Below are 10,164 nucleotides of genomic sequence, written 5' to 3'. Positions count from 1 at the left end.
TGGACAGGCTGGATAGGAGGAGCCGGATGAGCGGAGACGTTCACGTCCGGTTCTGTGAGCGCCTCGGGGGGAGGGTCCCCGGGGCGACTCGACTTATTATCTTGGTCAAAAGCAAGCGCGCGGGGGTAAGAGTGCTTGCCAGCATCACCCGATTCGTTGAGCAGCGACTGAAATTAGTGGTCAATGATCAGAAAAGTCAGGTGGCGCCGGTGAGCCGCTGCAAGTTCCTGGGTTTTACGTTTCATGGCAAACAGCTCCGTTGGCACCCAAAGGCACTGGCTAAGTTTAAACGCGAAGTCAGGCGCCTAACAGGTCGCTCACGGGGTATCTCGATGGACGCCCGCATGGAGGAGCTGACAACTTACCTGCGCGGATGGATCAATTACTTTGGCATTGCCAGTGGATACCAACGCTGTGACGATTTGGACAACTGGATTCGGCGACGCATTCGTATGTGTTTCTGGAAACAGTGGCGCTTACCGCGTACGAAAGTCCGAAATCTAATCAGGCTCGGTGTTAGCCTCGACGAGGCAATACCGGCCGCGATGTCCAGTAAAGGGTATTGGCGTAATTCGAGAAGCAAGATTATCCATAGAGCGCTCTCAAATAAGCATCTCGAAAAGTTGGGTTTGTTCTCTCTTAGAACCAGATGGGTTGAATTGCATTACGGATCGTGAAACGCCCATTGCGGACCCGCACGATGGGTGTTGTGGGGACTGGGGGCTAGACACCCCCGGTACCCGATTATGCGGCTGTGTGGGCGCCATTCTTTGCTTGACTCTCTGCAGATTCTGCCTCATCCCAAGTCCAAGCAAACCAAACAATAAACAATGTAGTCGCAATTTCTATGATGGCGAAGAAAATGTAATGGAGGCTTGCTTCTCCCATAAGTAGCGTTCCAGCCATTACAAGCGTCATAACTAAACCGCCGATGATACTTGCCAATCGATTGGATTTATGCTTCAAAACTCTGGAAAGCAATACCAATAATATCGGGATCTCTAATAGTATGGCAGCGGCCAACAAAGTTGGTTCGCTCATAGTCATTCCGCCTACTCCGCCGGTCGTAATCAACGAGTTCAGCATTTCGGGAGACATTAGCGACAAAACATCACAATATAAATAGTTCAACGTCACAAATATCCATAATGTGGACAAAATCATCCCTCTGTCTTTGACTGTCATCCTAAGACTCCTTTGTAAAGTTCGCTAAGCTGCATAACGCTGCCAACACAGGCCGAGCGGTAGCGAGGTCCAGCCCGCGCCTTTTGCGGGCGCTGTGCTTGGCCTTGTTAAGAGCTTACTCACTACGCAAGTACTCTATTTCAGGAAAATTCACACGCTGCATATCGGCTGAGCCAGAGCAAAGGTTGATACCTTGGCCGGGATTTGTAAAAACGAGATATTGGCGGCCAAGGTTCATAGGTAAAGTACAACTAGTTATATCTTGCTTTACGGTGAGCTTACCAGTCTCGACCCCCTTGAATGCCTCACCGATAGAAAATGTAAATTCCGCCGCGTGATCATCATTTTCTATTATTTCTGCGCGAATAAGCTGGCCGCGAAAAATCATAGAGGCTTTAGCAGCGTACTCCTTGTAGCTTAATATCTGAGAGCACTCGCAGGCATAGCTACTGCTTGATACTAAAATTATTAATGTGGCAAATAGTCTGATCATGATTGTGCTCTTAACGACTTAAGCAGCGGCGCCGCTTGCGGCGTCCTGCTGACTTAACTGGTTATGTGATCTTAGCAATGCCCTAAGCAAGTATGCTTGCAAAGCTGTGATCGCCACTATAAATGCTAGCCAGTAGTACAAAGATAATTTAAGAAGACCGAAGCCTTCAGCGATTTTTTCTTCACCGCTAGCGATCTTGTTAATGCGGCTTGCTATGTCAGCATTCGATAAAGCACCTGATTGAACTTTATCGGCAAACTCTCGGTAACCTATGGCTACCTCCTTCCCTTCTAGCTTAGAAAGGTATGAGGCACCCTTAGCGCCGATATAGACGGTGGGGGCCAGAGTAAGCCCTAATATGGCTAAAGCAATTAAATGATATTTCTTCATATTGGTTTCATACATAACAGTTTTATTCATGAGCCACTGGCTCTTTATCACCCGGCTCTTGTACACTGGCGCGTAACCCTACATTGAGAAATTTTCTCATTAAAATCAAATGGATAGGCCGTGTTTTTACTTTGAATTCAAAGTAAAACGAGCCCTGCGCCCTGGTGTTCTTTTATGTTCGTGGCTCCAAGTCTCAGTATTACCCCCTTTAAAGTCAACCACTTACAGATCGTTTACCGGTGAACGAGAGCCACTGGCTTCTGAACACGGGCTTGACACAAGTCCCGCGGCACAAATGCTGTCTCCCATTGCGTATGCTGGGGCTTTCTATGGCGCGGGATCAAGGTATTGGGTAGTGTTTCGAGCACCGCCGGCAGTGAGTCGAGGGCGGGCTGCAAGAACTGGAGCAGGTGTTCTTGTCGGATGGTTTTGCCATGCGTGAAGAGGCCGCGGGCAGTCGGTTGGGAACTTCGCGGAAGCGGGGCGCGCCGGCATCGCTGTGCGTGGAATCACTACTCTCCCCAGCGCTTCGCCCGTGGCGAAATCACAGATACTCCCGGTGATTGTCAGGGTTTGTTTGTTTTCTTTTCTCCCGGACGTCGGGAGGAGTCTCCATCTGTAGCGCCGCGAGCAAAGCTGCGGCTGATGCGGCGCAAGCTGTGCATCTGCTTTTCGAAGTTTCTGCAGCCGGTGCATATTAGGGTGTGTAGTTTCAGCGCGCTGCGCTCTTTAAAGGAAAGTTTGCGCTCTTGGGCTTCGGACAGCAGGCGTGTCGCCCGGCGGCAGTTCATCATCGTTCCTCTCCCCGGGAGAACCAGTTATTTTCCAGGCATTCGCGCAGGCGCAGGCGGGCGCGGTGCAGCATCACATTGAGATTACTCACGCTGATTTGCGCCGCCTCACAGATCTCGCGGCTCTCCAGTTCAATGAATTCCCGCATCATAAACACCCGCGCCTGGCGCACCGGAAGGTGGTTGAGGCAGGTCTCGAAGATCCGCCAGAAATGTTTGTCGTGTACTGCCGATTCGGGGTCTGCCCAATGCGCGGGGCGCTCCTGGGCGTACCAGTGGCCGCGTCGGTCGAACAGTTCGTCGAAGTCGCTTTCTCCCTCGTGCTCGCGCAGCAGGCTGCTGGCTTCCACCACACGGTTGCGGCCGCGCAGTATGTCGGCGATCTTGTTCTTGAGAATGGCGAACACCCAGGATTTCAACGCTGAGCGCCCGCCGAAGGAGTGGGCGTTTTTCATCGCGCCCATCAGCGCCTCCTGCACCGCGTCCTCCGCCAGGTGCGCGTCGCCCAGTTGCACGCTGGCGAAGCGGTGCATCTGCTCGCGCAGCTCCCGCAGGAAGGTCTCGTCGGCCAGCGTCTCGGTCGCAGTATCCCGTACCGGCTCACCAGCGGTATTGTCGATAGTCATGGTTTCTCCATTGGTCGTGCGATCCCCGGAGTCTGTTACACCCCGGTCTGCCAGTGGACTATTGTACAGCTACTCCGCTTGGATAAGCGGCCGGTAAAAATGCCCCTGCTATACTTCGCCCATCACAATAAGCCGCCGCCAGGGTGCCCTTTATGTGCAAGCGCTTCCTCTTCAGCTTCCTGCCCGCCGTCCTGACATTGCTGCTCGGCGCCTGCAGCAGCCAGCCGCCCACGAATTCCACCGAAGATACCATGGTGGTGCACCAGGGGGCTTTCTGCGGTTGCTGCGGTCGCTGGATGGATCACCTGAGGCGGAATGGGCTGGCGGCGCGCGGCCAGAGTTACACCCACGGCCTGGCGGAGGTCAGGGACAGGCTGGGCGTGCCGCAGGGAATGCGCAGCTGTCACACCGGAGTGTGGAACGGCAAGTACGTATTCGAGGGCCATGTGCCGGCCAGGTATATCCGCGAGTACCTGGAGAATCCGCCTCCTGGCACTATCGGTTTGGCGGTGCCCGGCATGCCGGCGGGCAGCCCGGGCATGTATTCCGGCGAGGGGTTTGAACCCTACAGTCTTTACCTGCTGGAGGAGAGCGGGGATTACCGCTTCCTTACCACGGTCTCCGAACCGGAGGGGAGCTGAGCCTGCGTTTGAACCGCTCCCGCAAACCTGCCCATAGGGCGCCCGGCCTGTATTCCCGACCGCTACTCCCAGGATTAGAGATATGACACGCCAACCCGTGTTCTACCTGACCCACGGCGGAGGTCCCTGTTTCTGGATGGAATTTCCGGAGCCCTTCGGCGCGAACGCCTACGACAGGCTCAGGGATTATTTTTCCGGGCTGATCGCCTCGTTGTCCGCGCGCCCTGAGGCGGTGCTGGTGGTCTCAGCCCACTGGGAGAAGCGGATTCCCACCGTCAGCCTGGCCGCGGCACCGCCGATGATTTACGACTACTATGGCTTCCCTCCACATACCTATCAGCTGCAGTACCCGGCTACCGGTGCGCCCGAAGTCGCCGGGCGTGCACTAGAACTACTGCAGGGCGCGGGTATCGCCGCCGGTGCTGATGAGCACCGAGGCTTCGACCATGGAGTGTTCGTACCGATGATGATTATCGATCCCGAAGCCCGGCTGCCGGTGGCCACGCTTTCCCTGAAGGACAACCTGGACCCGGCGCAGCACCTGGCGATCGGCGCGGCCCTGGTGCCGCTACGCGATGAGGGCGTGCTGATTTTCGGCAGCGGCAGCAGCTACCACAACCTGCGCGATATTTTCCGGGGCGACGGCCGGGCTTCGATCGAGTTCGATGCCTGGCTGCACGAAACCGTCGCTTTGCCTCCCGCCGACCGCAATGCCGGCCTCTGCGATTGGGCCTCGGCGCCGGGCGCCTACGCCAGCCATCCGCGCCCGGACCACCTGCCTCCCCTGATGGTTGCCGCCGGCGCCGCGGGAGACGACAGAGGGCGGGGGACCTTCCGCGATATGATCGGGGGCAAGGCTTATTCCTGTTTTGCTTTCGGTAGCCTTTGAGTTGTCGTTACTGCGATATGGCATTTTTCCGCGGCAGGCTGTAGTCCCGCTCCCGCAACAGGTCGGGGCCGGATTCCAGCCGTTCCAGCCAGTCCAGGAAGCGGCTCACCACAGCCGGTGACGCGAAATAGCCGCCGTGCTGCGGCACGATCATCGAGGGGTTGAGTTCCCGCACCATGCGTACCCACAGTCGGCAGGCCCGGTTGCCGGCCATATAGCGCCGGTGAAACCCCTCCATGCTGGGGATATGTCCCTCGAAGTGGGTCACTTCCCCCTCCTCTCCTCCGATGGAGGCGCCGACATCGCCGGAAAACAGAATGCGGCTGATCGGATCGTAAAAACTGAAATTGCCTGCCGAGTGCAGGAAGTGGGCGGGCAGTGCCCAGAGTTCGCTATCGCCGAACGGCAGCACCGCGCCCTCATCCGCTATCGGCAGGATGCGATCCTGCCACTGCACCACGCCGGTACGTGACGCCACGAAGCTGGAAACCAGGTGCGGCAGAAAGCGCGCCCACAGGCGCGACACCGCCACCTGGCAGCGGGTGTGCATCATCCAACGGGGCAGGGAGGCGATGATATCCGGGTCCTGGTGAGAGGCCAGGATATAGTCCAGGTCGCACAGGTTGAAATGGCGGCTGAGTTCGATGGTCAACTGGGTATAGGTGAGCTCGCCGCCGGGATCGATCAGCGCGCCGAGTTCACCGTGGCGGATAACAAACTGGTTGGCCTGTATCCCTTCGCTTCCGCTCTGGTTTGGCACCAGGTCGCAGAAGCGTGCCACCAGGTGTTCGCCCTGCTGAAAAAGAATATCCACGCGGGTCTGTTCCTTATTCCACTTTTTCCAGATACTGGCTGAGGCGGTCTTTGTTGACGGCGAACCGGCTGCTCAGGGTTTGTGCCTGCTTCTGCGCCGCGCTCAGGTTTTTCGCCTGGCCCACCTGAATAACGCCCACCATGCCCAGGGCCAGGTGGGGATCACACTGGTAAAGATAGATACCCTCCTGCTCAAGGGTGACGGTGACTTTCTCGCCCATGGCGCCGTTCCAGCTGGTGCCGTTTTCGGGGGAGAGTACGGAGCGAGAGTTGTGTGCGGCACCGGTGGGCAGGAATGCCACGGTATCCCCCGGCTGCACGGCGAGATAGGCCGGCTCGAAGGTCATCATGCCGTCCAGGCCCTGGTTGAGCATCTGAATCTTATGCTCGGCAGCCAGCGCGGGTGCGGAAATCAGGGCGAATGCCAGCACAGCTTTGGAGAAAAAATGTAAGGGCATGATTGGCTTCCGTTTGGTGTAGGTTTGGAATACGAGTGCCTGAAACCGCATTTTCGGCGCTAGTTCAGATCGCGGAGGATGGTAGCTCGTGGGATTTACGGGAACTTGATCTGGATCAATAGGGCAGTAGGGCGGGCGCCGCCGAACGTGTGCGCAGAGGTTTTCGAGATAACTCCTATTCTATTTATCAGGGGTTCCATTTACCTCGACGATTGGACTGCCGGGGTATGAGCCGGCGGATGTAAGGGAACAGGGATGAGCAAACAATTCGCGGTGATCGGTCTTGGTACCTTCGGCGAGGCGGTGGCGCTGGAATTAATGCGCCTGGGACACAGCGTGCTCGGGGTGGATTCCAGCGAGGACAGCGCCAGCCGCCTGGCCGACAGCCTCACCCAGGCGGTGATTGCCGACACCGCTGATGAGGCCACCATGCGCGAACTGGATCTGCCGCGCTTCGAAGCGGTGTTGGTGGCGGTGGAGGAGGGCGTCGAGGCCAGCGTGCTGTGCACCCTCGCCGCGGTGTCTCTCGGCGCCAGGGAAGTCTGGGTGCGGGTTTTGTCCGATCCCCACCGGCGGATCGTTGAACAACTGGGCGTCGATCGCATACTGCAGCCGGAAGTGGAAATGGGATTGCAGACAGCCCGCAGCCTGGTATCCGGTGGGGTACCGTGAACCGCTGGGCCTCCAATCTCTACACCCGCGCTGCTCTGCTGGTCGGGCTGCGGCAGCTGTGGCGCTACAACCCCCCGGCGGTACTGGCGACCAGGTACCTGATGTTGATCGCCCTGGGTAGTCTGTTGCTGTGGCTACCGGTTTCCAGCCGCGACGGTTTGACTGCGCTGCAGGCCCTGTTCACCGCCTGCTCCGCAGTCACGGTCACTGGCCTGACGGTGGTGGATACCGGCAGCGAGCTGACTTTTTTCGGCCAGTCGGTGCTGCTGGTACTGATCCACCTGGGTGGCCTGGGGCTGATGACCTTCGCCGCGCTGGCGGTAATGCTGCTCAGTGGGCGCTTCAACTCCGGCGACCAGCCGCTCCGGCGCGCGCCCCTGGAGCGGGTTTCCGCCGGCGACATGCTGGCGGTAGTGCGCCAAGTGGCAGTGCTGGCGATCTCCCTGGAACTGGTCGGTACCGCGTTGCTGGCACTGGTGTGGGTGCCCGAGATGGGCTTTTGGCAGGGACTCTGGTTCAGTTTCTTCCACGCCGCCGCCGCTTTCAACAATGCCGGCTTCTCCCTCTGGTCCGACAGCCTGATGCAGTGGGTCGACCACCCGCTGGTCACCCCGGTGATCAGCGGCCTGTTCATTGTCGGCGGGCTGGGGTTCACCGTACTGGTGGACCTGTGGCGCCACCGGCGCTTTGCCTCCCTCAACCTACACAGCAAGCTGACCCTGTCCGGTACCGCGATTCTCGCGCTGGGCGCCTGGATACTGGTGATGCTGTTCGAGTGGCATAACTCGGGCACTCTCGGCGGGCTGGACGGCGCCCGGCGCCCCCTGGCCGCCTGGTTCACCGCGGTGACACCGCGCACCGCCGGTTTCAACAACCTGGATACCGCCGCGCTGACAATGCCCACCACGCTGCTGCTGATGCTGCTGATGTTTGTCGGCGCCGGCAGTAATTCCACCGCCTCCGGGATAAAAGTGAGCACCTTTATGGTGGTGCTGCTGGCTACCCGCGCCTGTCTGCGCGACAGGCCCCAGCCCAGCGCCTTCCACCGCCGAGTGGCGTCCGCTGCCGTTTTTCGCGCCTTCAGCGTGGTGGTGCTCAGCCTACTGATGCTGTCGCTGGCCAACCTGCTGCTGGTGGTGCTGCACCCGCAACTGCAGCCGGTGGATCTGCTGTTCGAGGGCTTTTCCGCTTTCGGCACCGTGGGCCTCTCCCGCGGTGTTACCACCGAGCTGTCCGCCGCGGGGCAGGGCATTGTGATGATGTTGATGTTTGTCGGCCGCATAGGTCCGCTGGCGTTGGCTTTTGCCCTGGCCAGGCCCAGGCGCACACGGTTGCGCTATGTGGAGGACGAAGTGCAGGTTGGGTGACAAAGCGCTGGAGAACGCCGAGCCTGCCTCAACAGTTTACCGGTAGTCCGGATTCGGATAGTCAAACCGGCAGCCTGCCTCCCACTCCGAGCGCTGGTTGCCGTGGGCAGGGATACCGCCATTGTCGCGGAGCAGCCGCGCCAGGTGCATCAGGTTCCAGGTCATGAAGGTGGTATTGCGGTTGGTGAAGTCGTTTTCCGGCCCGCCGGACTCCGGGTCCCGGTAGGATGGCCCGGGCCCGGCTTCGCCGACCCAGGCTGCATCCACCTGCGGAGGGATTGCGAATCCGAGGTGCTGCAATGAATAGAGGATATTCATTGCGCAATGCTTGGCGCCGTCTTCATTGCCGGTAACCAGGCAGCCGCCAACACGGCCGTAATAGGCGTACTGGCCCCTCTCATTGAGCTCCGCTGAATTCGCATAGAGCCGCTCAATCGTTCTGGTACAGACCGAGGACTTGTCACCCAGCCAGATCGGGGTGGTGATTACCAGAATATCCGCTTCCTTCACCTGCCGGTACAGCCCGGGCCACTCGTCCTTTATCCAGCCGTGCTCGGTCATGTCGGGATAGATGCCGAAGGCGATATTCAGGTCAACGGGGCGGATCACTTCTACGGAAATACCATTTTTCTCCATAATCGCCCTGGAAATCGCGATCAGGCCGTCGGTATGGGAGAGCTCGGGGGACAGTTTCAAAGTGCAGTTCAGGAACAGGGTTTTCAGGTTGCTGAAGTCCCACCGGCTGGATTCGCACTGCTGCCGCTGTTTTTCGTTGAGTTCCATATCTGCTCCGGGAAGGGTTTCAGTCAATGAGGATAGGGGAAGCGCACGGCTGGAGCCTGCCCGGGCAAGGATTCAGCGGACAATATTGGGCCTTATGTTAGGCACCAGGCCGATCATTAGGGAACCTCTGATAAGTCCATTTCGTCACCCCGGCGTAGGCCGGGGTCCGGAGACATCGAGAGTCTGTGGATTCCGGCTTTCGCCGGAATGACGATTCTTTAGGAAATTCGAGCCATGAAAGATGTCGCCGTCAGGGGATATTACTGGACCGCCATCGCCAAGGTCTGGCGCGGAATTGTATCTATTCGGAAAGCTGCAGGGCCGAAATTGTCAGTTAGCCACGCTGGCCTGCTGTAGTTCGGCGTAATCCAGGTAGTAGGACATGTATTTATGCATCGCCTGAAAGGCTGCGACGCTTCCATCCATTGCGCGATCGAAGCGACTGTCACACGCGATGATCTGAGCCATTCCCAGATGGTAATCCCGATCCGTATGCCTGCGCAGTGACTCCGCGGCAACCTCGGCCATTTTCCCCGCGTTCGCCGCCGGAACGCCGTGATTGATCACAGCTTCGCGGAAAGTCATTTTGAATTGGCTGTAATGTGGCTCTTTGGTACTGAAGAACTCGATCGCCCGGTAAATTTTCTGTGCTGTGGTCATGGTCCCCCCAAATTCGAGCGGCGCATACTAATGGACGGCGACGGAAAGCCAAATAGGCGTGGCCGCCAACTACATGAGTTTGGCGACAATTTTTATCGGGGCAATCCGGTATCGGCGATTCCTGACCGCGACTTCGGAAGGAACCTCTGAAAAACTACTGCGCGTGCGTCTGGCGATGGCTCGCGCATCCGTCGCTCCGGCTGTTGGGTTGGGCCACTGTTGTAGGAGCCTGCTTGCAGGCGAAAAGATCAGCGCTCCGTAGCTGTTCGCTTGCAAGCAAGCTCTTACAGGGTGCTGAGTCTTAACCCAATCATTGCATAAATTTTGACACTTCCGCGACTAGGCCGCAGATTTCATGGCATCGAGATAATGCAACAACTCCGATTTGACAGCACT

14 protein-coding genes are annotated in these 10,164 nt (G+C 58.2%); 5 read left to right on the top strand and 9 right to left on the bottom strand.

The features are described 5' to 3' along the window. The first annotated feature begins 26 nt into the window (after window positions 1-26). The gene (locus FHS09_RS23470; protein ID WP_425487785.1) at window positions 27-677 is read left to right on the top strand and encodes a group II intron maturase-specific domain-containing protein; all 651 of its coding nucleotides are present in this window, start codon (window positions 27-29) and stop codon (window positions 675-677) included. 67 nt (window positions 678-744) lie between these two features. Here the strand turns inward: FHS09_RS23470 and FHS09_RS22020 are convergent, their stop codons facing one another. The 5 genes from FHS09_RS22020 to FHS09_RS22000 form a co-directional block, all read right to left on the bottom strand. Continuing rightward, window positions 745-1,185 carry a DUF6326 family protein gene (locus FHS09_RS22020; RefSeq protein WP_183463995.1) on the bottom strand — a complete coding sequence of 147 codons (441 nt, stop codon included), beginning with the start codon at window positions 1,183-1,185 and terminating at the stop codon, window positions 745-747. Between the two features lie 115 nt (window positions 1,186-1,300). Further along, window positions 1,301-1,678, bottom strand: a complete 378-nt coding sequence (locus FHS09_RS22015) for a hypothetical protein (protein WP_183463993.1) — start codon at window positions 1,676-1,678, stop codon at window positions 1,301-1,303. Between the two features lie 18 nt (window positions 1,679-1,696). Beyond that, complete coding sequence (locus FHS09_RS22010) at window positions 1,697-2,098, bottom strand: hypothetical protein (protein ID WP_183463991.1); 402 nt, start codon at window positions 2,096-2,098, stop codon at window positions 1,697-1,699. A gap of 536 nt (window positions 2,099-2,634) precedes the next feature. Next, window positions 2,635-2,862, bottom strand: a complete 228-nt coding sequence (locus FHS09_RS22005; RefSeq protein ID WP_183463989.1) for a zf-HC2 domain-containing protein — start codon at window positions 2,860-2,862, stop codon at window positions 2,635-2,637. After that, window positions 2,859-3,485 (bottom strand): RNA polymerase factor sigma-70, encoded by a 627-nt coding sequence (locus tag FHS09_RS22000; protein ID WP_183463987.1) that lies wholly within the window; start codon window positions 3,483-3,485, stop codon window positions 2,859-2,861. Before FHS09_RS22000 ends, FHS09_RS22005 begins: the two co-directional genes overlap by 4 nt. Before the next feature lie 152 nt (window positions 3,486-3,637). Here FHS09_RS22000 and FHS09_RS21995 point away from each other — a divergent pair, with 152 nt between their 5' ends. Beyond that, a complete protein-coding gene (locus FHS09_RS21995; protein WP_183463985.1) occupies window positions 3,638-4,126 on the top strand; it encodes a DUF411 domain-containing protein in 489 nt (162 codons plus the stop codon). A gap of 82 nt (window positions 4,127-4,208) precedes the next feature. Continuing rightward, entirely contained in the window at window positions 4,209-5,015 is an 807-nt protein-coding gene (locus FHS09_RS21990; RefSeq protein ID WP_183463983.1) for a DODA-type extradiol aromatic ring-opening family dioxygenase, read from the top strand. 7 nt (window positions 5,016-5,022) lie between these two features. Here FHS09_RS21990 and FHS09_RS21985 read toward each other — a convergent pair whose 3' ends face one another. After that, window positions 5,023-5,829 (bottom strand): oxygen-binding di-iron domain-containing protein, encoded by an 807-nt coding sequence (locus FHS09_RS21985; protein ID WP_183463981.1) that lies wholly within the window; start codon window positions 5,827-5,829, stop codon window positions 5,023-5,025. A 13-nt stretch (window positions 5,830-5,842) separates the two neighbouring features. Next, entirely contained in the window at window positions 5,843-6,286 is a 444-nt protein-coding gene (locus tag FHS09_RS21980) for a pseudoazurin (protein WP_183463980.1), read from the bottom strand. 255 nt (window positions 6,287-6,541) lie between these two features. On the opposite strand from FHS09_RS21980, the gene FHS09_RS21975 reads away from it, so the two are divergent. Then, window positions 6,542-6,958, top strand: a complete 417-nt coding sequence (locus tag FHS09_RS21975) for a potassium channel family protein (protein ID WP_183463978.1) — start codon at window positions 6,542-6,544, stop codon at window positions 6,956-6,958. Continuing rightward, window positions 6,955-8,325 (top strand): potassium transporter TrkG, encoded by a 1,371-nt coding sequence (locus FHS09_RS21970; RefSeq protein WP_221192195.1) that lies wholly within the window; start codon window positions 6,955-6,957, stop codon window positions 8,323-8,325. The genes FHS09_RS21975 and FHS09_RS21970 overlap by 4 nt, the downstream gene beginning before the upstream one ends. Before the next feature lie 36 nt (window positions 8,326-8,361). On the opposite strand, the gene FHS09_RS21965 is transcribed toward FHS09_RS21970, so the two are convergent. Then, the gene (locus FHS09_RS21965; protein WP_183463976.1) at window positions 8,362-9,108 is read right to left on the bottom strand and encodes a flavodoxin family protein; all 747 of its coding nucleotides are present in this window, start codon (window positions 9,106-9,108) and stop codon (window positions 8,362-8,364) included. A gap of 330 nt (window positions 9,109-9,438) precedes the next feature. Next, window positions 9,439-9,768, bottom strand: coding sequence for a hypothetical protein (locus FHS09_RS21960; RefSeq protein WP_183463974.1), 330 nt, complete (start codon window positions 9,766-9,768; stop codon window positions 9,439-9,441). Window positions 9,769-10,164 lie beyond the last annotated feature (396 nt).

Origin of the sequence: Microbulbifer rhizosphaerae (assembly GCF_014191725.1) — a bacterium.
Classification (GTDB): domain Bacteria; phylum Pseudomonadota; class Gammaproteobacteria; order Pseudomonadales; family Cellvibrionaceae; genus Microbulbifer; species Microbulbifer rhizosphaerae.
This window is presented reverse-complemented; position numbering and strand designations above follow the sequence as displayed.

Bases quoted from the DNA above. Each gene is read 5' to 3' on its own strand.
- FHS09_RS21990 (WP_183463983.1), top strand. From the start codon at position 4,209: ATGACACGCCAACCCGTGTTCTACCTGACCCACGGCGGAGGTCCCTGT.
- FHS09_RS23470 (WP_425487785.1), top strand. From the start codon at position 27: ATGAGCGGAGACGTTCACGTCCGGTTCTGTGAGCGCCTCGGGGGGAGG.
- FHS09_RS21960 (WP_183463974.1), bottom strand. From the start codon at position 9,768: ATGACCACAGCACAGAAAATTTACCGGGCGATCGAGTTCTTCAGTACC.
- FHS09_RS22005 (WP_183463989.1), bottom strand. From the start codon at position 2,862: ATGATGAACTGCCGCCGGGCGACACGCCTGCTGTCCGAAGCCCAAGAG.
- FHS09_RS22010 (WP_183463991.1), bottom strand. From the start codon at position 2,098: ATGAATAAAACTGTTATGTATGAAACCAATATGAAGAAATATCATTTA.
- FHS09_RS21975 (WP_183463978.1), top strand. From the start codon at position 6,542: ATGAGCAAACAATTCGCGGTGATCGGTCTTGGTACCTTCGGCGAGGCG.
- FHS09_RS21965 (WP_183463976.1), bottom strand. From the start codon at position 9,108: ATGGAACTCAACGAAAAACAGCGGCAGCAGTGCGAATCCAGCCGGTGG.
- FHS09_RS22000 (WP_183463987.1), bottom strand. From the start codon at position 3,485: ATGACTATCGACAATACCGCTGGTGAGCCGGTACGGGATACTGCGACC.
- FHS09_RS21995 (WP_183463985.1), top strand. From the start codon at position 3,638: ATGTGCAAGCGCTTCCTCTTCAGCTTCCTGCCCGCCGTCCTGACATTG.
- FHS09_RS21980 (WP_183463980.1), bottom strand. From the start codon at position 6,286: ATGCCCTTACATTTTTTCTCCAAAGCTGTGCTGGCATTCGCCCTGATT.
- FHS09_RS22020 (WP_183463995.1), bottom strand. From the start codon at position 1,185: ATGACAGTCAAAGACAGAGGGATGATTTTGTCCACATTATGGATATTT.
- FHS09_RS22015 (WP_183463993.1), bottom strand. From the start codon at position 1,678: ATGATCAGACTATTTGCCACATTAATAATTTTAGTATCAAGCAGTAGC.